The 22,985-nt window shown below is 59.9% G+C and carries 16 protein-coding genes; 12 read left to right on the forward strand and 4 right to left on the reverse strand.

Translation table 11 applies throughout. From position 1 onward, the window contains the following. Positions 1–152 precede the first annotated feature (152 nt). From fdhF to AC6I8F_RS20195, 4 genes are read left to right on the forward strand one after another with little or no spacing between them, the layout of a single operon-like run. Complete coding sequence (gene fdhF, locus AC6I8F_RS20180) at positions 153–3,125, forward strand: formate dehydrogenase subunit alpha (RefSeq protein WP_498028972.1); 2,973 nt, start codon at positions 153–155, stop codon at positions 3,123–3,125. Continuing rightward, positions 3,125–3,610: a DUF1641 domain-containing protein gene (locus tag AC6I8F_RS20185; RefSeq protein ID WP_498028973.1), complete on the forward strand. Its 486-nt coding sequence runs from the start codon at positions 3,125–3,127 to the stop codon at positions 3,608–3,610. The genes fdhF and AC6I8F_RS20185 overlap by 1 nt, the downstream gene beginning before the upstream one ends. Then, on the forward strand, positions 3,603–4,973 hold the full coding sequence (locus AC6I8F_RS20190; protein ID WP_031280112.1) for a cytochrome ubiquinol oxidase subunit I: 1,371 nt from the start codon (positions 3,603–3,605) through the stop codon (positions 4,971–4,973). Before AC6I8F_RS20185 ends, AC6I8F_RS20190 begins: the two co-directional genes overlap by 8 nt. Before the next feature lie 11 nt (positions 4,974–4,984). Beyond that, entirely contained in the window at positions 4,985–5,935 is a 951-nt protein-coding gene (locus AC6I8F_RS20195) for a cytochrome d ubiquinol oxidase subunit II (RefSeq protein ID WP_498028974.1), read from the forward strand. A gap of 130 nt (positions 5,936–6,065) precedes the next feature. Here AC6I8F_RS20195 and AC6I8F_RS20200 read toward each other — a convergent pair whose 3' ends face one another. Together AC6I8F_RS20200 and AC6I8F_RS20205 are read right to left on the reverse strand one after the other, a co-directional pair. Further along, positions 6,066–7,205 (reverse strand): ABC transporter substrate-binding protein, encoded by a 1,140-nt coding sequence (locus AC6I8F_RS20200; protein WP_021509541.1) that lies wholly within the window; start codon positions 7,203–7,205, stop codon positions 6,066–6,068. Further along, positions 7,195–9,327: a TonB-dependent siderophore receptor gene (locus AC6I8F_RS20205; protein ID WP_127834833.1), complete on the reverse strand. Its 2,133-nt coding sequence runs from the start codon at positions 9,325–9,327 to the stop codon at positions 7,195–7,197. The genes AC6I8F_RS20200 and AC6I8F_RS20205 overlap by 11 nt, the downstream gene beginning before the upstream one ends. Positions 9,328–9,734: 407 nt before the next feature. On the opposite strand from AC6I8F_RS20205, the gene AC6I8F_RS20210 reads away from it, so the two are divergent. The 4 genes from AC6I8F_RS20210 (at position 9,735) to AC6I8F_RS20225 (ending at position 14,000) form a co-directional block, all read left to right on the forward strand. Then, positions 9,735–10,628 (forward strand): MurR/RpiR family transcriptional regulator, encoded by an 894-nt coding sequence (locus AC6I8F_RS20210; RefSeq protein WP_021509539.1) that lies wholly within the window; start codon positions 9,735–9,737, stop codon positions 10,626–10,628. Positions 10,629–10,836: 208 nt separating this feature from the next. Beyond that, a complete protein-coding gene (locus tag AC6I8F_RS20215) occupies positions 10,837–11,751 on the forward strand; it encodes an alpha/beta fold hydrolase (RefSeq protein ID WP_498028975.1) in 915 nt (304 codons plus the stop codon). A 131-nt stretch (positions 11,752–11,882) separates the two neighbouring features. Next, entirely contained in the window at positions 11,883–12,479 is a 597-nt protein-coding gene (locus tag AC6I8F_RS20220; RefSeq protein ID WP_088517674.1) for a TetR/AcrR family transcriptional regulator, read from the forward strand. Positions 12,480–12,527: 48 nt separating this feature from the next. Then, the gene (locus tag AC6I8F_RS20225; RefSeq protein ID WP_058758832.1) at positions 12,528–14,000 is read left to right on the forward strand and encodes an MFS transporter; all 1,473 of its coding nucleotides are present in this window, start codon (positions 12,528–12,530) and stop codon (positions 13,998–14,000) included. 55 nt (positions 14,001–14,055) lie between these two features. Here the strand turns inward: AC6I8F_RS20225 and AC6I8F_RS20230 are convergent, their stop codons facing one another. Next, positions 14,056–16,236 carry a TonB-dependent siderophore receptor gene (locus tag AC6I8F_RS20230; RefSeq protein WP_058781407.1) on the reverse strand — a complete coding sequence of 727 codons (2,181 nt, stop codon included), beginning with the start codon at positions 16,234–16,236 and terminating at the stop codon, positions 14,056–14,058. Between the two features lie 492 nt (positions 16,237–16,728). On the opposite strand from AC6I8F_RS20230, the gene AC6I8F_RS20235 reads away from it, so the two are divergent. The 4 genes from AC6I8F_RS20235 to AC6I8F_RS20250 are packed head-to-tail and all read left to right on the forward strand — an operon-like array spanning position 16,729 to position 21,646. Beyond that, entirely contained in the window at positions 16,729–17,625 is an 897-nt protein-coding gene (locus tag AC6I8F_RS20235; protein WP_021509534.1) for an ABC transporter substrate-binding protein, read from the forward strand. Then, positions 17,622–18,545, forward strand: coding sequence for an amino acid ABC transporter permease (locus tag AC6I8F_RS20240; RefSeq protein ID WP_498028976.1), 924 nt, complete (start codon positions 17,622–17,624; stop codon positions 18,543–18,545). The genes AC6I8F_RS20235 and AC6I8F_RS20240 overlap by 4 nt, the downstream gene beginning before the upstream one ends. Beyond that, positions 18,538–19,299 (forward strand): amino acid ABC transporter ATP-binding protein, encoded by a 762-nt coding sequence (locus AC6I8F_RS20245; RefSeq protein WP_498028977.1) that lies wholly within the window; start codon positions 18,538–18,540, stop codon positions 19,297–19,299. The genes AC6I8F_RS20240 and AC6I8F_RS20245 overlap by 8 nt, the downstream gene beginning before the upstream one ends. A 34-nt stretch (positions 19,300–19,333) precedes the next feature. Continuing rightward, positions 19,334–21,646, forward strand: a complete 2,313-nt coding sequence (locus AC6I8F_RS20250) for a molybdopterin-dependent oxidoreductase (protein ID WP_498029015.1) — start codon at positions 19,334–19,336, stop codon at positions 21,644–21,646. On the opposite strand, the gene aptA is transcribed toward AC6I8F_RS20250, so the two are convergent. After that, positions 21,639–22,970 (reverse strand): omega-aminotransferase AptA, encoded by a 1,332-nt coding sequence (gene aptA, locus AC6I8F_RS20255; RefSeq protein WP_498028978.1) that lies wholly within the window; start codon positions 22,968–22,970, stop codon positions 21,639–21,641. The genes AC6I8F_RS20250 and aptA overlap by 8 nt on opposite strands. Between the last annotated feature and the right edge of the window lie 15 nt (positions 22,971–22,985).

The following is a 22,985-nucleotide window of genomic DNA, read 5'->3' on the forward strand; positions in this document are numbered from 1 at the left end:
ATTTTAGCGCTGCGTAAGCTGTGCGCATTATTAAGCGAATCGGTCTGCTTGCGGGATAAAGATTTGTTCCTAAGCTCTATGCATAACTTTACATAATAACCGGCGCTGGCCGGCCCGAATAATTATGAGCGATGGCTTAAACGAGGCGTTAAATGAGCGAAGCACAATGTACCATTATATTTAATGGTGAACGCTTAAGCGGAACCGCAAATCAACCGTTAATTGATTTTCTGCAGGAGCAGGGAAAAAAACTGCCTCACGTCTGTTATCACCCGGCGCTGCCGCCGCTGCAAACCTGTGATGTCTGCTGGGTGGAGGTGGATGGCGAACCCGTGCGCGGCTGCACGTTACGCAGCGCCGAGGGCTTGCGCGTGGTCAGCCAGAGTGCGGTACTGCAGGCGGCACAGCAGGAGGGCATGGACCGCATCCTCAATCGCCACGAGCTTTATTGCACTGTATGTGAACACAATACCGGCGACTGCACGTTGCATAACACCGTCGCGGACATGCACATTCCGATTCAGTATTACCCCTACCAGCGCAAACCGGACAGCAAAGACCACAGTAATCCGTTTTATACCTACGATCCGGATCAGTGCATTCTGTGCGGACGCTGCGTGGAGGCCTGCCAGAATGTCGAGGTGAATGAGACGCTGTCGATTGATTACAGCGCCGATCACCCGCGCGTGCTGTGGGATGGCGGGACGCAGATTGCCGGTTCCAGCTGCGTCAGCTGCGGGCATTGCGTGACCGTCTGTCCGTGCAACGCGCTACTGGAAAAAACCATGCAGCCTGACGCCGGTCCCTTCACCGCGATGGATGAAGACCTGAAGCGGCCGCTGATAGATTTCGTCAAATCACTGGAAAACAGCATCGGCATGGAGCCGATCACCGGAATTTCGCTGATCGATGATGCGCTGCGCAAAGTCGAAATCAAAAAAACCAAAACCGTCTGCACCTATTGCGGCGTCGGCTGCAGTTTTGAAGTCTGGACGCGCGATCGCCACATCCTCAAAATCCAGCCGGTGGCCGATGCGCCGGTTAACGGCATCTCAACCTGTGTCAAAGGCAAATTTGGCTGGGATTTTGTGAACAGCCCAAACCGGCTGACCACGCCGCTGATTCGTGAAAACGGCCAGTTCCGCCCGGCCAGCTGGGAAGAGGCGCTACAGCGCGTGGCCGACGGCCTGCGCGCGGTGGCACGCCAGCACGGCGGTAACGCGATTGGTTTTATTGGTTCCAGTAAAGCCAGCAATGAGGAAGCCTACCTGACGCAGAAGATCGCCCGTCTGATTTTCGGCACCAACAACGTGGACAACTCCTCGCGCTATTGCCAGAACCCGGCGACGGAAGGGCTGTTTCGCACCGTGGGCTACGGCGGCGATGCCGGTACGCTGCGCGATCTGCAGCAGACCGACCTGATCATCACCGTTGGCAGCAACCTGGCGGAAAACCACCCGGTTTTCGCTTCACATATCAAGCAGAGCCACAAACATCGCGGACAAAAGCTGCTGGTGGTCGATCCGCGCCGTCACGAAATGGCTGAGCGCGCCGACTGTTATCTGCGCATCCGTCCCGGTACCGACATGGTGTGGGCATCGGCGATGGCGCGCTACATGTTCGATCACGGTTATGCCGATGAAGCATTCCTGCGCACGCGCGTTAATCAGGTGGCGGAATATCGCGCCTCGCTGGCTCCGTTTACGCTTGAGATGGCCAGTGAAGTCACCGGTCTGAGCGTGGCGCAGTTGACCGAAGCCGCCGAGATGATTGGCAACGCGGGCAGCGCCTGCCTGCTGTGGGCGATGGGCATTACGCAGCACAGCCACGGTGCGGATACCAGCACCGCGCTTTCCAATCTGCTGCTGGTCACCGGCAACTACGGTCGCCCCGGCACCGGTGGCTACCCGATGCGCGGTCACAATAATGTGCAGGGTGCCAGTGATTTTGGCTGCTTAAGCAATGTCTATCCCGGCTACGAAAAAGTGACCGATGCGCAGGTGCGGGAAAAATGGGCGCGCGCCTGGGGCGTGGCACCGGAAGCGCTTTCCGATGAAGCCGGGCTGGATAACTTCATGATGGTGGAAGACGCGCATGAACAGCGGGTGCGCGCCATGTACATCATCGGCGAAGAGACCGCCTTTTCTGATGCGGACTCGACCAAAGTGCACGAAGCCTTCAGCCGGCTGGATTTCATGGTGGTGCAGGACATCTTCATGAGTCGCACCGCTCAGTTCGCGGATGTGGTGCTGCCTGGCTGCCCCAGCCTGGAGAAAGAGGGCACCTTCGTGAATACCGAACGGCGCATTCAGCACTTCTCGCCTGCGTTTGCGCCGCTCGGCGACAGCCGGCCTGACTGGCAGATATTGACTGAGGTCGCGGCGCGTCTCGGCCATCACTGGCACTACCCGAATCCCGGCGCCATCATGGCAGAAGCTGCGGGTATCGCCACGCTATTTGCCGGGGTCAGCTATGAGAACCTCGTCGGCTGGCAGTCACAGCTGTGGCCGGTAAACGCCGACGGCAGCAGCACGCCGCTGCTGTATACCGAGGCGTTCGCCTTTCCTGATGGCAAAGCGCGTCTGTATCCACTGACGTGGCAGCCACCGATGGAAGCGCCCGATGAGCAGTACGATCTGCTGCTGAACAATGGACGTATGCTGGAGCATTTCCAGTCGACTAATCAGACCGGGCAGGGCGGACGCATCAAATCGCTGTCGCCCAACTGGTTTGTTGAGATTTCGCCGCAGCTGGCGCAGGAGCGGCAATTACAGCAGGGCGACTGGGTGGAGCTGCGTTCGCGCCGGGGCAGCGTAGAGGTGCCGGTAGTGGTGACCGAACGGATGGCCGGCAATGTGCTGTTCATTCCTATTCACCATGGCAAACCGGGCATTAACGGGCTGACCGGTGAACATCACGATCCCGACGTCAACACGCCCGCCTACAAGGAAATTGCGGTGATGATGCGCAAACTGGCGCATGCGCCACAGCCGCACCCGATTCCGCTGCACAACTTCCGCCACGGCCAGCGCACGCCGCTGGATCATCTGCCCGTTGAACAAAAATGGCAGCAGCCTGAATACCGGCTGCCGCCTGAACACGTTTCGCATCCGGAGAAAAGCTAATGGCCGAACCGCTGCACTATCAACCCACTCCGACGCGCACCGAACCCAGCGCGCAGGAAGCGCTGAACGAACTGCTGGAGAATCTGCATCAGCACGGTTTCCTGCGCCTGGCTAATGACATGGTAAAAGCCAACAATGACATCGGCAAAATCGTCGCCGCCGGGCTTAACCGGCCCGGCACGCAGAATGCGGTTCAGAACCTGTCGCTGCTGTTTATGACCCTCAGTACCGTACCGCCGGAGCGTTTCAACCATTTGCTGCTGGCGCTGCGCGATGCCCTGCTGGCGATGAAGCCGGCCAGCGACACGGCGCAGCAGGAAAAAAGCGCGCCGGGCGTCAGCGGCGTGCTCAAACTGCTGAATGATGAGGCGCTGTGGCAGGGCATCCGGGCACTGCTGGCGGCGCTGGAAACCTTCGCGCGCGCAATGCAGGGTGATGAGGAGAAGCCGATAACCCGCTACAGCGGTAAGCCGAGCCGTGAGTAGCCAGGAGTGGGTGCTGCTGATCGCGCGCGGTCAGTTTGCCCTGACAATGGGCATGCACATTACCCTGGCAGCGCTGACGCTGGGGCTGGCCCCGTTTCTGGTGTGGTTTGAAGCGCGCTGGCTGTGGGGCAGACGGCCGGAAGCGCATCAGGCGCTGCACTTCTGGATCAAGGTATTCGCGCTCACCGTGGCGATTGGCACCGTCTCCGGCGTGATCATGGAGTTTCAGTTCGGCACCCACTGGTCGGTGTTTGCCAGCAAAGCGGGCGGCATTATCGGTCCGCTGATGCTGTATGAAGTGCTGATCGCTTTTTTCCTCGAGTCGGCGCTGACCGGCGTGATGCTGTTTGGCATCGATCGGGTGAAACCCGGCGTGCATTTCGCCATTACCTGTCTGGTGGCGCTCGGCGCGATTTTTAGCGCTTTCTGGATCCTCGCCGCTAACTCCTGGATGCAAACGCCGCGCGGTTTTACGCTCAACGACGCCGGCCAGTTCACGCCGGACAGCGCCTGGAGTTTGATTTCCGCGCCCTCGTTTGGCTGGCGGCTGGCGCACATGCTGCTGGCCTCGTGGATCAGCGTGGCGTTTTTGCTGGGTGGTGTCGCGGCGTGGCGCCTGCTGCGTAATGCTGGCGAGGCCGCCAGCCGGCTGATGCTGCGCAGCGCGCTGACGGTGTCGCTGTGCATCCTGCCGCTGCAGATGGTGGTGGGCGATTTGCACGGCGAAAACACCCGTGACTATCAGCCCGCCAAACTGGCGGCCATCGAGGGCAGCTGGCAGCCGCCTGCGCCAGGGGAGGGCGAGCCGCTGCGGCTGTTTGCGCTGCCCGATCAGGCGCAGCAGCGGAATCACGCCGAGCTGGCGATCCCGGCTATCGGTTCGCTCTACCTGCGCCATAACCTCAGCGGCCACATCAAAAGCCTGCGTGAGTTTCCGCGCGACAGCCTGCCGCCGGTGCTGCCGGTGTTTTTTGCCTTTCGCCTGATGGTGGGACTGGCGCTGCTGATGCTGCTGAGCAGCCTGGCGGGCAATGTGCAGCGCTGGCGCGGTCGCCTTGATCAGTCGCGGCGCGTGCTGCGTCTGCTGGCGCTGATGTCACCGGCTGGCTTTATTGCGCTGCTGGCGGGCTGGGTGGTGACGGAGGTTGGCCGGCAGCCGTGGACAGTATACGGCATGCTGCGTACCGCCGACAGCCTGGCGCCAATGTCCCTCGGCAGCAGCGTCGCCATTTTCGTGTCGGTGGTGGTGATTTACGCACTGAGTTTTGCCTTTGGCCTGGGTTATCTGCTGCGCCACCTGGCGGCGCCGCTGCCGGATCCGCAGGCGACGGCGGTAGCGGAAACCATACAGACGCCAGCCTGAGGAGGGTGAGGATGTTGGTCGAACTTTCTGCTGTGCTCCTGCTGTTTGCCCTGCTGATGTATCTGGCGCTGGATGGCACGGATAGCGGCGTGGGGATGCTACTGTACAGTTTCGACCAGCCAGAAGAACGGCAGTGGATGGTGCATAGCCTGCTGCCGCTGTGGGATGCCAATGAAACCTGGCTGGTGTTGCTGGCAGGCGGCATGCTGGCGCTGTTTCCGCCGCTGTACAGTCTGCTGCTACAGACGCTGAAGGTGCCGCTGTTTCTCTTCCTGCTGGCGCTGTTTTTGCGCGGGCTGGCGCTGGCGTATCGCGGTCAGCCTGACGAGACCGGGCGACGCTGGCTGGACCGGCTGCTGATGGTCAGCTCGCTGCTGGCGGCGTTTCTGCCAGGCTGGATGAGCGGGTTGATGCTGGTGTCGCGTCCGCCCAGCGGGATTGTGATTGATTTTTCGCTGGTGCCGCTACTGTGCGGCCTCGGGCTGGTGGCGGTTGATCTGCTGCTGGGCTGCTGCTGGCTGTGCTGGCGCATTGGCGAGCCGGTGGTAGAGCGGGCGCGGGCGCTGGCCATGCTGTGGTGGGTGGTGACGCTGGCCTGCTTTATTGCCGTGCTGCTGCTGGAGCCGGCGCTGTGGCAGCAGAGCTGGCCGGGAAAAGTGTTGCTGAGCCTGTTGCCTGCGCTGTGGCTGCTGCAGCTGCTTACGCTGTGGCGGGAAGCGATGGTGGCGTTATTGATGATCACGCTGGTGCAGACGGGCGTGGTGGTCGCGGCGCTGGCGTGCGGGCTTTATCCGTGGTTGCTGCCGTGGCAGCTGGAGATGCACCAGCAGGCCTCCTCGCCGGTGACGCAGGGGTTTGTGGTGACGGGTTTATTGATTGTGTTGCCGCTGACGTTGCTGTACCACAGCTGGGCGTTCTGGGTGTTTAAGCGCCAGCCGCAGGCAGCGCAGCGGTCGCCATAAATGGCGACCCTACAGGGACCATTCCCGGGGGCCATTAATGAATACCGGCATCGGATCTGAGGTCATCTGTAGGGTGCGCATTCATGCGCACCGGAATGGCTGCACAGAAATATCAGGGTGAACAGCACGGTTAATCCACCGCCGGAATGCGCATAAACAGCGTGCCGCGATAGGGGATCGGCAGGAAATCACGGAACAGGGTTTCCAGCGTCTGCTGCGGATCGATGTCGGCGAACAGCTGCGGATATAGCGTTTTTGCCATGAACTCGGTCACCGCAATGTGCCACGGGCTGAGATAAAAATTCATCCAGATGACCGCCGCATGGCCGTTGCGAATCGCTTTCAGCTCGCGCAAGCCGTTCTGCTGCGCGGTGAGCTGGCGGAAACTGCTTAGCACCGCGTCGGGCGCGACGTCCGGTCCGAGGCGCAGCAGGCCTGCGCTGGCGTTATCGCCAAAGCCGGTGGCAAAGTAATATTCAGGCTGGGCTGCGATCACCTGCTCCTCACTCAAACGGCCAAACACGCCGTGCTGGGTTTTGCCAGCAATATTGTCGCCGCCGGCGGCGTTGAGCAGCTCGCCCAGACTGCCGTTAATCGCCGTCACGCAGCACTCGTTGCGCCGTCCCAGATGCAACTGCAACAGCACCGTGGGTTTCGGCCCGTGATAGCGCGCCAGCCGTTCCTCGATCACCTGCAGATGCGCACTGTAAAAGCGGTTGAACGCCGCCGCGCGCGCCTGCTGATTCAGCACCTCACCAAAAATCTCTACGCTGCGCCGGGTGTTCTTTAACAGATGTACGCGCAGATCGATCTTCACTACCGGAATATGCGCAGCATTCAGGATGCTGACCAGCCTCAGATCGGCATCATCGTAGCGCGCCAGACTCGGCAGAATGACCACGTCCGGTCGCAGGGCGAGAATCTGCTCCGGATTGATCGCCTGAGGGCCGCCCGATCCGAGCGTCGGGATGTTCAGCATCTGCGGAAACCGCTGCGCAAAACTGTTCCACGTCTGGCTGTCATACTTTTGCAGATCGCGCGGCCAGCCGACGATGTGGCGGAACGGGTCATCCGGCGCCAGCAGTGCCAGGGTATACAGCATGCGGCTCTCACCCAGCACGATGCGCTGCGGATTATCGGGAATCTCCACCCGATTGCCGTCAATATCGGTGATCACCCTGGCCAGCGCGCTGGTGCTGAACGCCAGCAGCAGGAGGGCAGCCAGCCAGGCTCGCCACGTCAGCGGCTTTTTCGCTCGATCAGAATTCAACGCTGGCCTCGACCATCAGGTTACGGGTTTCCCCTTCGCGCACGCGCAGGTTGCCGCCGCTGGAGGTGTAGTAGTGCTTATTGAACAGGTTATTCAGGTTAAGCTTCAGCTGGGTTTTCTCGCCAAACAGCTGATTATTCCAGGCGATAAAGCTGTCGGCGACCACATAATCCGGCAGCGTAAAGCTGTTCTCCGGATCGCCGGCGCGTGAGCCAACGTAGCGCGCACCGCCGCCGACGCGGAAGTCACCGGGAATGCCGTTCAGCGTCAGGTTATGGCTCAGGTAAAGCGCCCCGGCGTGACGCGGTGCATTCTGCAGGCGGTTGCCATTGTTCGCCGGATTGACGCCATCGTCGACGATTTCGGCTTTATCGTAGCTGTAGTTGGCGCTCAGATCCCAGCCCGGTAGCACTTCACCATTGAGCTCAAATTCAGCGCCGCTCGAACGCGCTTTATTGATGGCGCGCGTGGTGCCGTTGATATTAAGCGACATATCGCGTTCGTCGATGCGGTACAGCGCTACGCTGGCAAACAGCCGGGGCGAAATCTGCCACTTGCTGCCCACTTCCCATGTGGTGCCCTGTTCAGGCTTGCCGACGTTGCCGTCATCGTCGACGTCAGTCGACGGCGTGAAGGATTTGCTCACGCTGCTGTACAGTGAGACATCCGGCGTCAGTTTGTAAATCAACCCGGCCTGCGGCAGGAACTTGTTGCCCTCGCTGTCCAGCGTTTGCACCACCGGATCGAAGCCCTTTGACGCGCGCTGTTCATAGTGCTGATAGCGTCCGCCCAGCACCGCAATCCAGTCGTCGGTGAGCGAAATGCTGTCTTTGGCGTATACCGAGCGACTGTGCAGGCGGTTAAGCAGGTTGGCGTTGGCGCTGTTTTCACTGCTGCTGTTGGTGATCGGTGCCAGCATATCGTATTGCGGATCGTACAGGTTGAAGGCGGTGTTCGCTTTGCCCTGATACTGGTGCGCACGGTAAGTCTGGTTCATTTCATAATCGGTGCCGAACACCACATCGTGCGTCATGCCAAACAGCTGCGGCGAACCGATCACATCCCATGCTACGTATTTGGTTTTATGGTTGAAGCCGCGGTTGGCATCGGCGCGGCGCGTCACCACGCCGGTGGCAGGATTGAGCGCCGTGACCCGCACTTCGTTGTTGTCGTACTGACGCTGGTTCCAGCCAAAAGTCAGGCGCGTGCTCCATGCCTCATTAAACTGCCAGTCGTAGTGCGCGTTCAGGGTTTTATTGTGGCCCCACGCATGGTTAGCTTTATCGTCAAGGCGATCTTTATAGCCAATCGCCACCGGTTGACCGTTAACAAACGCCGTGCCGCGATCGTAAGGAATATCGTACTGATAATCTTCGTAGCTGATGAGGAAGCTGGCCTGCTCGCCATACCACTGTAGCGAGGGGGCGATTAAGGTGTGTTTATCGCTGCCGAAATTGCGCCAGTAATCCTGACTTTGCTTTTCAGCAATCAGGCGAAAAGCAAAACCGTTGCCGAGCGGGCCGGTGACGTCCAGCGTGCCCGCGCCGCCGCCTTCGCTGGCCGCGCGACCGCTGACTTTGCTGTGCCAGGCATATTGCGGCTTTTTACTCACGATATTGATTACGCCACCGGGATTCTGGATGCCGTACAGCAGTGACGCTGAGCCCTTCAGCACCTCAACGCGCTCGGTGGTGGCGTCGAAATTCAACCCCTGGCTGCTGCGCACGCCATCACGGTAGATGGAGCCGTCCGAGTTGCTGCCAAAGCCGCGCCGGACAAAGCCATCTTCAGTGCCCGCCAGCGTGTTGCCTTCGCTCACGCCGCTGACAAAACGCAGCGCGTCGGCGAGGTTGGCGGCCTGATAATCCTCCAGCTGCTGTTGCGTCACCACGCTCACCGATTGGGCTTCATTGAGGCGCGACACCGGCGTTTTACTGGCGACCGAACTGCTGGTGGCGCTATAGCCGTCGTCACTGTTTTGCTGCTGCGCCGTCACGGTGAGGGTGCTGTTTTGTTCAGCGGCAAGGCTGTCAGTACTGCTGAGTGCCGTTACGCCGTAAATAGCGGCAAGGATAGCCGGATGGCACAGTAATTTAACCGCCCGCGGTGAGTTGTTCTGCATCGAATATAAACCTGGTGTAATTGCGGGATTATTTATTCCGCGCAACGAAGCTATCAGTAAAATGCTGCCGGTGACGAACAGGACATTCGCGGCCCGGCATTGTTATGCCATCAGTCAGCGGAAAAAGGCGGCTGAGATGTAATTGAGAATCATTCAAACATGAAAAAATGTAGTAGTAAACGTAAATGATGGTGTGGATACTACAGCAGAACGCGGCAGAAACTTTTGAACCGTTATTGTCATAAAATTTATTTACAATCAGTTAATTATGATTTTTCTGTGGTTTGAAGCTGGCCGGGTTAAGCCAGGCGCGAAGGGAGTGGGCAGCGGTAGCGGCGCAAATTTTTACTACAAGCCGGCCTGCCGACGCGGTTCACAACGATGCGATATTACTAACAGGCAACATAATGGCGGCAAATAACATTAAAAATCGGGTGGATGTATTCGGTGAACGCTACCGTGCGCGCGTCACGACATTATCGGCCAGCCTGCAAACGGTGGCGCGATATATCCACGAACATCGTGAGGCTATATTAGACGCGACTGCATTGGATATCGCCCAGGCCACCCAAACTTCTGACGCCACCGTGGTGCGCACCGTGCAGGCGCTGGGCTTTGCCGGTTTGCGCGATCTGAAAACCACGCTGGCCGCGTGGTTTGGCCCGGCGCAAAACTCGGAAGAGAAGATGAGCGCGACCATCAGCGAACTGTCGTGTGACATCAACTCCGGCATCGATTTTGTGCTGGGCGGCCATCAGCGCGCCTGCGAAGTACTGGCAGAACCGGTCAACCGCCAGGCGGTAGCGGCTGCGGTGACACTGCTGCTGGAAGCGCGTCAGGTGGCGCTGTTTGGCATCAACGCTTCCGGCATTCTGGCGGAGTACAGCGCGCGACTGTTCCGGCGCATCGGCCTGCCGGCGGTGACGCTTAACCGTGCCGGGATTGCGCTGGCGGAACAGCTGATAACGCTACAGCGCGGCGATGTACTGATCATGATGGCGCAGAAATCGGCGCACCGTGAGGGCATGACGACGCTGAAAGAGGCGCAGCGGCTGGGTATGCCGGTGATTCTGCTGACCCACGCGCTGGATTCGGCGTTTGCGCAGCAGGCGGATGTGGTGATTAACGTGCCGCGCGGCGGTGAAAATGGTCGCATGCCGCTGCACGGTACGGTGCTGGTGTGCCTCGAAATGCTGATTCTGGCGGTGGCCTCCGCCAGTTCGGCACGCACGGTTAAAACCATGAAACGCATTCAGGATCTCAATCGATCGCTGAAACCCACGGCGAAGAAGGCGGGATAACCGCACATCACTCAGGCGCGGCGGCGGGACGATTCACTCCGCCGTTCGCTTCCGGATCTATTTCACAGACTCGCTTGCAAGGCGCGCGTGGCTGTCGTTAATATTAAGGAAATAAACATTTCCTTAATGAGTCCGCGTTAACGGCGCGGTAGCGCAGAATCGCATCCAATAAGGAAACACTCTTTACCAAAATAACCGGAGAACGCTTATGTCACTGCCTGCCCTGGACGCCGCGCCGCGCTGGTCACAGCCCGTCGATCACCTGCCGCAATTTAACCATGCTTACGCCACGGTGGCGGGTGTGCGGCTGCACTACGTCAGCGGCGGCAATGTGCAGGGGCCAACGCTGGTTCTGCTGGCGGGCTTTCCGCAGAGCTGGTTTGCCTGGCGTAAGGTGATGGCGCAGCTGGCGGCAGACTATTTCATCATTGCGCCGGATCTGCCCGGCCAGGGCGACTCCGACAAGCCTGCCAGCGGTTATGACACCACCTCGCTGGCGCAAAGCGTGCAGGGATTGTTGCAGCAGTTAGGGGTTGAGCGTTACTACCTGGCCGCGCATGACGTGGGTGCCTGGGTTGCCTGGCCGCTGGCGATGCTGCACGGTGATGCCATCAGCAAACTGGCGCTGCTGGATGCCGGCATTCCCGGCGTGACGCTGCCGGATGCGCTGCCTGCGACGCCGGACAAAGCCTGGAAAACCTGGCACTTTGCTTTTCACCTGTTGCCGGATCTGCCGGAAGCGCTGATCGCCGGTCGTGAAGCGCTCTATCTACAGTGGTTTTTGCAGCGCAAAGCAGCCAGCCCGATGGTGTTTGGTGACGAAGAGATGGCGGAATATGTGCGGCTGCTGCAGCAAAACGGCGCGCTGCGCGCCGGCATGGCGGCGTATCGTGAGGTCAGCACCTCGGCGGAGCAGAATCGTCAGTTGTTGCAAACCCGGGGCAAACTGGCGATCCCGCTGCTGGCGGTGAGCGCCGATCAGGGTTCGATTGCCGATATGGCCCAGCCGCTGCGCACTTTTGCGGCCGACGTCAGCGGGATTCGTCTTGCGCACTGTGGTCACTTTATCCCGGATGAGCAACCGCAGGCGCTGGCCGACGCGTTACGTCAGTTTTTTGTGTAACGCATCACTCAACCCTGATTATCCACGCGTAAGCGGCCGCGCCGTGAAGGGGCTGCGGCTGACTTGCAATAGCCACTGCATTGCGGCTAAGATAGGAACCAATCAGTTTATAATCACAGGGGAGGGCAGTGATGAAGAACCTGACCGTCATCGGTCGCCCGCGCGAGTTTGAGCTGGAAGAGGCCGCCCGCAGCGCCATGCACGTTTTCTGGGATCGCGGCTATGAAGCGGCGTCGCTACCGGATTTGATCGCCGGGACCGGTTTATCGCGCGGCAGTCTCTACAAGGCGTTCGGCGATAAAAAAGGGCTGCTGCTGGCCGCGCTGGATATCTACATGACCGAAGGCCTGAAAGCCACCTCGGATATTCTGGCGCAGCCCGGCGCGGTTAAAACGGCGATTCGCGCCTCACTGCTGCGTTATGCCGCGCTCTCCAGCGGTGAGAAAGGGCGGCGCGGTTGTCTGGTGGTGTCACTCACCACCGAGATGGCCGCGCATGATGAACAGATTGCTGAACGCACGGGGCGCATGTTCCGGCGTTTGCAGCAGCTGTATGCGGCAACGCTGGTGCGCGGTCAGCTGAGCGGAGAACTGCCCGAGCGTGATGAGCAGGTGCTGGCCCGCTTACTGGTTTGCCAGATTGAAGGGATGCGCATCCTCGGTAAAACCGGGGCAACGGAAGCAGAAATGAACGCCGTTGTGGACTGCACAATGCGTCTGCTCGACTAATTTTTTTATCCATATTGGAACCAATCGGTTCCTTAGTGAGGTGTTGTGATGTCCGATCCGCACGCGTTAAATCCCGAGCCACGCCGCTGGGCGATGTTTATCGTCCTGCTGACAGGCGCATTTTTACCCCCGCTGGACTTCTTTATTGTCAATGTGGCGCTGCCGTCGATTCAGAGCGATTTGGCCACGTCCGGCTCGGCGGAGCAATTTGTCATCTCGTCCTATGCCGGGTTTTATGCCGTCACGCTGATCACCGGCGGTCGCCTCGGCGATCTGTTTGGCCGCGGGCGCATGTTCTTCGTTGGCCTGACCGGTTTTGCAGCGGCTTCTGCGCTGTGTGGCTTTGCCTGGTCACCGGGTGCGCTGATCGCTGGCCGCGTGCTGCAGGGCATCACTGCAGCGATTATGGCACCGCAGGCGCTGGCCTCGATTCAGGCGATTTTCCCGGAGGCGGAGAAATCGCGCGCGCTGAGCCTGTACGGCGCGGTATTTGGTCTGGCCTCGGTGATTGGCCAGGCGCTGGGCGGCATCCTGATCTCACTCAACCTGTTTAATAGCGGCTGGCGCGCCATTTTCCTGGTCAACCTGCCGGTGGCGCTGCTGGTGGTGCTGTTTGGCATCCCGTTGATTAAAGAGACGCGAGCTCAGCACGCGCGCAAGCTGGATTTTGGTGGAATGGGACTGTCGATGATGACGCTGGGTCTGCTGATCGTGCCGCTGATTGAAGGGCGGGAAGCGGGCTGGCCGCTGTGGGCGTGGCTATCGCTGCTGCTGGTGCCGGTGCTGGGCACTCTGTTCTGGCGCTATGAAAGCCGGCTGGCAAAGCAGGGCGGCGATCCGCTGATCGATCCGGCGATTTTCAGCGTGCCGGGGCTGGGGCTGTCCCTGCTGCTGGCGCTGCTGTTCTACTCGATTGGCGTATTCTTCCTGCTGTTCTCGATCTATTTACAGGGTGCGCTGCATCAGGGCGTACTGAGCGCCGGGCTGATCTTTCTGCCCTTTGGTGCGGGTTTTCTGCTGGGGCCGTTATCCACGCCCTCTGCGCGACGGCTGATTGGGCCTTACGTTAACGCCACTGGGATGGTGCTGGAAGTGGTCGGCCTGCTAGGCCTGGCGTGGCTGATGGCCAGCACGCCGGTTGGGATGTCACCGGCGGCGCTGCCGCTGGCTCTGGGACTGTTTGTGGTGGGGTTTGGCCAGGGGCTGGCGCTGCCGACGCTGATGCACATCGTCACCGGACGCGTGGCACCCGCCTGGGCCGGGATGATTGCCGGTATCGCCAGCTCCACCTTGCAACTGAGCACGGCGCTGAGCGTGGCCATTATCGGCGGGATCTTTTATGCCGTGCTGGGCACGGGCAAGGGGCCGGGAGAGATTACCCATGCCTTCATCGTGGCGATAGTGTGTATGTCGTTCTGCCTGGCGGCCGGCGCGCTGCTGAGCATCCGGCTAGCGCGCAGGCCTGCCGCACAGACGGCGGTGCTTAAAACACGCGGGAGTTCCAACGCGTTGCGGGACTGATGGTTGAAGACTGGGTGTGATCACCCCCATCACTTTACCCGATGGCGTCCATTCCTCAGAACGACATCGTGACACCGGCGTACCAGGCGCGGCCCGGTTCGTTATAGGTCGATGCCCCGGCATTTTCGCGATAAACGCGCTTGTCAAACAGGTTGTTGATACCGGCGTTGGCGCTCAGGTTTTTAGTGATGTCGTAGTTGAGGTTCAGTCCGACAATGGAATACGGGCTGATTTCACGCTGCGACAGACCACGGCTGGCCTCGAGGCTGGTTTCCGCATACTGACGTGGCTTCTGCCGCCCGTATTGCGTCCAGTTGATGTTGGCGCTGAGCGCCTCGGTCGCCTGCCATTCCAGCTGCGAATTGATGGTGAATTCCGGAATTACCGTCAGCGGGTTGCCGGTTTTTTTGCTCTCCGAGCGGAACATATAGGTGGCATTGGTGCGCCACTCCAGCGTGTCGGCGATCAGCGGGATGCTCAGATTGCCTTCCAGCCCTTCGACGATCGCTTTGCCGCCGTTTTCCCAGCGCAGCAGGTTATACGAGCCGGTTGAAGCCACCGGCGTGGTGCCGGAGATGATTTTGTTTTTGTAATCATTGCGGAACCAGGTGATGCCCGCGACATAGCCCTGATTACTGAACTCGATGCCCACTTCTTTATTCACGCTGATCTCGGGATCGAGGTCTTTGCTGCCCAGCAGGTAACAGCGTGACAGGCCAATCGGACAACCGTTGCCGCGCGTCGACAGGATATAGCCCTCAGTGGACTGATACAGGTTGGGCGCTTTAAAGGCGCGCGCAATTCCGGCTTTCAGCGTGAAGTAATCACCGAGGCCCTGCGACAGGTTGAGGCTCGGGCTCCAGTTAGCGCCAAACTGATCGTGATAGTCGAAGCGCAGGCCGGGAATCACTTCGGTGGAGTCGGTGGCGGCGATGTTGTCTTCGAAATAGAGCGAGCTGATGGTGGCGCTGTTTTTACTGTCACGCTGCGAACCGTCGCTGGAAACGCCGCCGAAATCGACGCCCGGTGCGCTGGTGGCCTGTACCGATGCCGGATCGTTAAGCTCATCGCGATTCCACTCAGCACCCAGCGTAACGGTTTGATCGACCAGCAGCTGCAGCGGGAAATTGATCTCGCCGCCGGCGCGATAGCTCTCCAACCGGCTGGTAGCGTACGTATCGCTGTTGATCATCCCTTCGGTGCTGCCGCCGGAGCCTTCTTTCAGGCGGGTGTTATTGGTTTTCTCATAGCTAAAGTTGAGCTTTGAGGTGCCCCAGTCCCAGATGCCGTTGTGCACCACTCCATAGTTCTGGCGATACAGGCGGTTGGTTTCGCTGCCGTACAGCGCTTCCACCAGCCCGTTGGCGCTGGCATTGCTGTTGCTGTTTTGCGTGTCGCCGGCATAAATATTGCCCTGGCGACTGTAGCCATAGCTGAAATCGACAATCTGCGTCGGGGTGATTTTCCACGACAGCACGCCGTTGATGTCTTTGTTACGCACCCCTTCGCGTCCGGCGGCATAAGCGCCATTTTGCGCGGTATTGATGTCGAAGGCGTCGGCATCCGTTTTGTTCAGGTTGCCGTACAGCCGCATGGTGAGTGCCTCACCGGCCAGCGGACCGCTGAGGTTGAAGTTCGCGCGGCGGGTGGCGCCTTCCTTGTCATCTTCTGGCTGGTTAGTGAACAGCGAGAGCGAGCCGTGCCAGTCATTGGTCGGGCGTTTAGTAATAATGTTGACCACACCGCCGGCAGCACCGGAGCCATAACGGGCAGCGGCCGGACCGCGTATCACCTCAATGCGTTCCACCATTTCCGGCGGTACCCAGTTGGTATCCCCGCGTGAGTCGCGCTCACCGCGCCAGCTGTAGCGCACCGAGTTACGGGAGGTGACCGGCACGCCATCGATCAGCACTAAGGTGTTTTCCGGGCCCATGCCGCGAATGTCGATCTGACGGTTGTTACCGCGGCTGCCGCTGGCGCCGTTACCGGTGAGGTTAACGCCGGGCATTTTGCGGATGATGTCCGCGAGGTCGTTAACGGGCGGACTTTTTTTGATGTCTTCAGCGGTAATGGTGGAAACCCCCGGCTGCTGCTTCAACTCCTGCTCTGCCGTCACAATCATCGACTCATCGTCAGCCAGCTTCTCCGTGGGTTCAGCGGCAAACACCGGTGAGGTTAACAGGCCCGCCAGGCACAGTGCGACCGGACGCTTTTTGCCACATACAGTTACATTCACTTATATCATCTCCCTGATGCGTTAACATTTGTAAGCAAATGCGCATGATAATGAGAATGGTTTGCATTGTATATTGATGTGCGACTTCTTTACATTCCTGCGCAAATCGCCTCGACGGGCCGCTTTTTTGTCAGTTTTTGTCAGCAGGGCGATACGCTGGCTTAGACAGGAACGTTATGGCTAATAAGCAAATCATTCAGCATGGCAGCATAAGCAGGTGCCTGATTTGCGGTAACAATCTGATTTTTGCGCGACGACAGGGCCGCATTCAGGCCAGCAAAGAACCCTATTGCCGGATTTCGGCAATAGATATCTGTTTTTCGCATTTGTGATCGCTGCCTATCTTCCAGAGAATGGCTGCGGGACGTTCAGAGGATGACAATCCTTTGCGCCGCGCGGCTTTACGCGACATGGGCAAAGGGAAAAATACATCGCTACCTCGACGCCTTTTCCCTGCCGGGAAACATTTTAAATATCAGGAGAAAGGTTCCAGTGAAATTCGCAAAAGGTATCACCCTTTTCGCACTCGCTCTCAGTGCGCACACCGCGTTTGCCGCCGAACAATCCGTCCCAACCGACAGCTCACTGCATGTACAGGCTGATGCCGCGCTGAAAAGCCTGGTGCCCGCCGACGTGGCGAAGCGCGGCTATATTGTGGCAGGAACCAACCCCAACACGCCGCCCACCACCTTCTATAAAGAAGACAACAAAACGCTGGCCGGCCGTGAAATTGACATTATGAACGCGGTCGGTGAGCGTCTCGGCATTCAGGTGCAGTGGCGTGACACCGGCGGCTTCGACAACATCATTCCGGGACTGAAAACCGGCCGCTACGATGTGGCCTTGTCCAACATCAACGCCACGCCGGCGCGCGCCAAAATTATCGACTTCGTGAGTTACTACGACGCCAGCCGTCTCGGCATTATTTCGCGGAAAGACGCCAACGTCGCGCCGTTCAAAACCCTCGACGAGGTGTGCGGTAAAGAAGTCGGCGCCGGTTCCGGCACCACCCAGGTGACCCGTCTGGAAGAGGCCAGCAAAGCCTGTGAAGCGGCCGGGAAAAAACCGATTAAAGTGTCAGTGTTCCCGGATCGCCCGGCGGGTGTTCAGGCCGTGGTCAGCGGGCGTGTGCCGATGTTCCTCGGTCCGTACGAAGGCCTGTTGTGGCAGGTGAAAGTGATCAAACCGCTGACCATGAGCGGCGAAATCACCGTGCATGATGCGCCGGTATCGGTCGCCTTCCCGAAAGATTCCGCGCTTGAACCTGCCGTACAGGCAGCGCTGAACTCGCTGATTAAAGATGGCAGCTACCAGAAGATCCTGGATAACTGGGGCATCGGCTTTGGCGCGGTTAAAGAGTCAAAACGTAATCAGGATATCTTTCAATGAGTGACTTTCACGACCACACCGACGATCTGAAAATCGTCGGTAAACGCTACTACGGACGCTGGCTCAGTGCGCTGGTGGTGCTGTTGTGCGTGGTGGCGATGGCGCATTCGATGATCAACAATCCGCGCTTCGAATGGGGCGTGATTGCGGAAAACTTCACCGGCGAGTCGATTCTGCAGGGCGTGCTGATGACGCTGCAGCTGACCGCGATTTCGGTGGTGCTGGGCTTTGCCTTTGGCACGGTGCTGGCGCTGATGCGCCTGTCATCCAACCCGGTGCTGGTCGGCGTCAGCTGGTTCTATACCTGGTTTTTCCGCGGCGTGCCGATGCTGGTACAGCTGTTCCTGTGGTACAACATCGCGGCGCTGTACCCGACCATTTCGCTGTCGCTGCCGGGTCTGGGTGAGATCTGGAATACCCAGTCTAATGCGCTGGTCAGTCCGTTCAGCGCGGCGGTGATCGCGCTGGTAATGCATCAGTCTGCCTATGCGGCTGAGATCGTGCGCGCCGGGATTCAGAGCGTTGGCAACGGCCAGCTGGAAGCCGCCCGTGCGCTGGGTTACCGTCCGGCGCAGATTTTCCGCCATACCGTACTGCCGCAGGCGATGCGCGCCATCATGCCGCCGGCCGGTAACGAAATCATCGGCCAGCTGAAAACCACGGCGGTGGTATCGGTGATCTCCCTGCAGGATGTGCTGTTTTCGGCGCAGATCATCTATCAGCGCACCTATGAAGTGATCCCGCTGCTGCTGGTGGCGACGCTGTGGTATCTGCTGATGACTTCGGTACTGTCGGTTGGTCAGTTCTACGTCGAGCGCTACTTTGGCCGTGGCGTCACGCGCCGTGAAAAGCGCAGTTTACTTAAGTCACTGCCCGGTTTCTCCGCGCCTAAAGCCGAAAGGAGCGTAAGCAATGGCTGAAGCGATCGCCTTACGTAAGGTGACCAAACGTTTTTCCGGCGTCACTATACTGGATGAAGTTAATCTTGATATCCCGGCTGGCTCGGTGACGGTGATCCTCGGACCGTCCGGCTCGGGCAAATCGACGCTGTTGCGCTGCATTAATCATCTGGAAAAACTGGATGGTGGCACGATTCGTATCGGTGGCGAGATCATTGGTTACAAACAGAAAGGCCAGGCGCTGCACGAGCTGAGCAGCAGCGAGATTGCGCGTCAGCGCGCCGAAATCGGCATGGTGTTTCAGCAGTTCAACCTGTTCCCGCACCGCACCGTACTGCAAAACATTGTCGATGCGCCGATGCGGGTGAAAAAACAGAGCCGCCAGCAGGCGACCAGCAAAGCGCTGTCGCTGCTTAAGCAGGTGGGGCTGGCCGGGCGCGAAGAAGAGTGGCCGCAGAATCTCTCCGGTGGTCAGCAGCAGCGCGTGGCGATCGCCCGTGCGCTGGCGATGGATCCCGGCGTGATGCTGTTTGATGAGCCCACGTCTGCGCTCGATCCGGAACTGGTGGGTGAAGTGCTGCAGGTGATCAAACAGCTGGCGCACTTCGGCATCACCATGGTGATCGTGACGCACGAGATCGGTTTTGCGCGCGAGGTGGCTGACAACATCGTGTTTATGGAAGGCGGGCGGATTGTGGCGGCGGGGCCGACGCAGCAGGTGCTCGACGATCCGGAAAACGGACGTGTAAGAAACTTTATTGCAACGGTGCTGTAAGCACCGTTTTTCATTTTTGACTCCAGGAAGCATGATGACGCAAAAACCGGTGATGCACAGCGCCCACTGGGGTGCTTTTACTGCCCGCCAGCAGGGCGATCGACTGACCATCGAACCGTTTCACGGCGATCCCGATCCCAGCCCGCTGCTGCAAAACTTTCACAATGTCCTGCATCACCCGGCGCGCGTGGCGCAACCGATGGTGCGCCGTGGCTGGCTGGAAAATGGGCCCGGCGCGGATCCGCGTCGCGGTAATGACGACTATGTGGCGGTGAGCTGGGAGCAGGCTTACACGCTGGTGGCACGCGAACTGCAGCGCGTCGGTGACGCGTATGGGCCGGAAGGTATTTTTGGTGGCTCATATGGCTGGTCAAGTGCCGGCCGTTTTCATCACGCGCAGAGCCAGGTGCACCGCTTTCTTAACACGGTGATGGGCGGCTATGTGCGCTCGGTGAACAGCTACAGTTCCGGCTCGGCTTCGGTGCTGTTACCGCATATCGTTGGCGACATGAATGAGATCGCCCGCCGCGGCGTCAGCTGGGAAGAGATCGCCCGGCATAGCGAGATCGTGCTGGCGTTCGGCGGCCTGGCGCTGAAAAACTCGCAGGTGGCAAGCGGTGGTCTGAGCGAACACACCGAACGCGGCTTTATGCAGCAGGCGGCAGAACGCGGCGCGCGCTTTATTTCGGTGAGCCCGTTACAGAGCGATCTGCCCGATGAGGCGCAGGGAGAGTGGCTGGCGCTGCGTCCTGGTACCGATGCGGCCTTCATTCTCGGTCTGCTGTCGGTGCTGATTGACGAGCAGCGCACCGATGAGGCTTTCCTCGCGCGTTACACCGTCGGCTGGCCGCAAATGGTCGCCTATATTCGCGGCGAAGAGGACGGTACGCGGCGCGACGCGCAGTGGGCGGCTGAGATTTGTGGCGTCAGCGCGGCAACAATCACCAATTTTGCCCGCCAGCTGCACGGCAAGCGCGTGCTGGTTACCGTGGCGCACGCGTTGCAGCGCGCGGAACACGGTGAGCAACCGGTATGGCTGGGGCTGGTGCTGGCGGCCGCGCTGGGCCAGCCGGGGCTGCCGGGCGGAGGCTACACCTATGCGCTCGGCGCACTCGGCCATTACGGTAAGCATCATAATCTGGTGAGTTTCCCGGCGCTGCCGCAGGGCAGGAACGGTATTGACCGGCTGATCCCGGTGGCGCGCATCGCCGATATGCTGCTGCATCCCGGCACGCAGTTTGACTACAACGGCCGGCGTCTGACCTATCCGCATATCCGTCTGGCCTACTGGGCGGGCGGCAATCCGTTCCATCATCATCAGGATCTGGCGCGGCTGCGGCAGGCGTTTTGCCAGCTGGATACGCTGATTGTGCACGAGACCGCGTGGACCGCCAGCGCGCGCCATGCGGATATCGTGCTGCCTGCCACCATGACGCTGGAGCGTGAAGATATCGGCGGTGCGCCGACCGATCGTCATCTGTTTGCCATGCAGCCGGTGGCGCAACCTTACGCGAAGGCGCAGGATGACTACACCATTTTTGCTGAACTGGCGCGTCGTTTAGGCCGTGAAGAGGCGTTCACCGAAGGACGCGACGCCCGCGGCTGGCTGCGCCATCACTATGCGCAGCTGCAGGAAAAACTGGCCGCGCATCAGGTGACGATTCCTGATTTCGACCAGTTCTGGCTGCAGGGCGTGATTGCACTGCCGCAGCTGAAAGATGGCGGGCGGATGATCAATGCGTTTCGGGCCGATCCGGCGGCGGCACCGCTACCGACGCCGAGCGGCAAAATCGAAATCTTTTCCGCCACCATCGCCAGCTTTGGCTATGAAAATTGCCCCGGCCATCCGGTATGGCGCGCGCCGCAGCAGCAGCCGGATGCGGAACATCCGCTGTGGTTGATCGCGAATCAGCCGGCCACGCGTCTGCACAGCCAGCTGGATTTTGGTGACTACAGCCTGAGCGGCAAACGCGAAGGACGTGAGGTGTGCAGCCTGCATCCGCACGATGCCGCCGCGCGCGGCATTACCGACGGCGACATTATCGAGTTGTACAATCAGCGCGGTCACGTGCTGGCCTGCGCTCGTGTCACCGAAAGCATTATGCCGGGTGTGGTGCAGCTGCCGACCGGCGCCTGGTACGATCCGGTCGATCCCACCGCGCTGCGACCGCTGTGTCGCCACGGCAATCCGAATGTGCTGACGCTGGATATCGGCACTTCATCGCTGGCGCAGGGCTGTAGCGGACAAATCACCGTGGTGCAGCTGCGCAAATACCGCGGCGAACTGACGCCGGTGCAGGCATTTATTCCGCCGCAGCCGGTCAGCTACAGCACTGAGATTATCTGAGGCCGTGCAGGGCTTCGCCTACCGCATCAAATAGCCGGTCCAGTTCGGCCGGCTGGGTATCAAACATCGGGCCGAACTGCAGCGTATCGCCGCCAAAGCGGACGTAAAAGCCGGCTTTCCACAGCGCCATGCCCGCTTCAAACGGCCGCACGGTCGCGTCACCTTCACGGGGTGCCAGCTGAATGGCACCGACCAGCCCGCAGTTGCGGATATCCACCACCTGCGGACAATCGCGCAGCCCGTGCAGCGCGCGTTCAAAATGCGGTGCCAGTTCGGCCGACTGGCTAATCAGCGCCTCGTTTTCCAGCACGTCCAGCGTTGCCAGTGCGGCCGCGCAGGCCACCGGATGCGCCGAATAGGTGTAGCCGTGCGCAAACTCAACCGCGTGCTGCGGCAGCGGCTGAGACATAAAGGTGTGATAGATTTCACTGCTGGCCACCACGCCACCCAGCGGAATGGCACCGTTGGTAATCTGTTTGGCGAAGTTGAGCAGATCCGGTGTGACGCCAAAATACTCCGCGCCGCTCCAGCGTCCCATGCGGCCAAAGCCGGTGATCACCTCGTCAAAAATCAGCAAAATATCGTGCTGCGTACAGATTTCACGCAGGCGCTGCAGGTAGCCGTGCGGCGGAATAATCGCGCCGGCAGAACCGGACAGCGGTTCAACAATCAGCGCGGCAATAGTCGAAGCATCATGCAGTTCAATCAGCTTCAGCATCTCATCTGCCAGCGCCTCGCCGCCCGTGGCGGGCTGGCCGGGGGTGAACGCCAGCTCTGGCTGCAGCGTATGCGGCAGGTGATCAACCTCCAGCAGCTGACCAAAGGCCTTACGGTTGCCGCCGATTCCACCAAGGCTGGTGCCGCCAATGTTCACGCCGTGATAGCCGCGCGCGCGACCAATCAGCCGGGTTTTATTGGGCTGGCCTTTGGCCCGCCACCAGGCGCGCGCCATTTTCACCGCAGTATCCGCCGACTCCGACCCCGAACCGGTAAAGAACACGTGGTTGAGATGGCCGGGCATCAGGCTGACGATGCGCTCGGCCAGCTGAAACGACAGCGGATGGCCATACTGAAAGCCCGGCGAGTAATCCAGCGTACCGAGTTGCTGCGCGACCGCCTGCTGGATTTCAGGGCGCGTGTGGCCCGCGCCGCAGGTCCATAAACCGGACAGACTATCGAAAATCTGGCGGCCGTCGCCATCGGTCAGCCAGTGGCCGTGCGCGGCGACAATAAAACGGGGGTCCTGCTGAAAATAGCGGTTAGCAGTGAACGGCATCCAGTGCGCCTGTAAATTCAGGTCGGCGGTATTGATCGGCTGTGACATCGGGTTTTCTCCGGC

The organism is gamma proteobacterium symbiont of Axiagastus rosmarus, assembly GCF_059730925.1.

Coding starts and splice junctions, on each gene's coding strand:
- AC6I8F_RS20185 (WP_498028973.1), top strand. CDS start 3,125: ATGGCCGAACCGCTGCACTATCAACCCACTCCGACGCGCACCGAACCC.
- AC6I8F_RS20240 (WP_498028976.1), top strand. CDS start 17,622: ATGAGTGACTTTCACGACCACACCGACGATCTGAAAATCGTCGGTAAA.
- AC6I8F_RS20245 (WP_498028977.1), top strand. CDS start 18,538: ATGGCTGAAGCGATCGCCTTACGTAAGGTGACCAAACGTTTTTCCGGC.
- AC6I8F_RS20225 (WP_058758832.1), top strand. CDS start 12,528: ATGTCCGATCCGCACGCGTTAAATCCCGAGCCACGCCGCTGGGCGATG.
- AC6I8F_RS20195 (WP_498028974.1), top strand. CDS start 4,985: ATGTTGGTCGAACTTTCTGCTGTGCTCCTGCTGTTTGCCCTGCTGATG.
- AC6I8F_RS20215 (WP_498028975.1), top strand. CDS start 10,837: ATGTCACTGCCTGCCCTGGACGCCGCGCCGCGCTGGTCACAGCCCGTC.
- AC6I8F_RS20205 (WP_127834833.1), bottom strand. CDS start 9,327: ATGCAGAACAACTCACCGCGGGCGGTTAAATTACTGTGCCATCCGGCT.
- AC6I8F_RS20220 (WP_088517674.1), top strand. CDS start 11,883: ATGAAGAACCTGACCGTCATCGGTCGCCCGCGCGAGTTTGAGCTGGAA.
- fdhF (WP_498028972.1), top strand. CDS start 153: ATGAGCGAAGCACAATGTACCATTATATTTAATGGTGAACGCTTAAGC.
- aptA (WP_498028978.1), bottom strand. CDS start 22,970: ATGTCACAGCCGATCAATACCGCCGACCTGAATTTACAGGCGCACTGG.
- AC6I8F_RS20250 (WP_498029015.1), top strand. CDS start 19,334: ATGACGCAAAAACCGGTGATGCACAGCGCCCACTGGGGTGCTTTTACT.
- AC6I8F_RS20210 (WP_021509539.1), top strand. CDS start 9,735: ATGGCGGCAAATAACATTAAAAATCGGGTGGATGTATTCGGTGAACGC.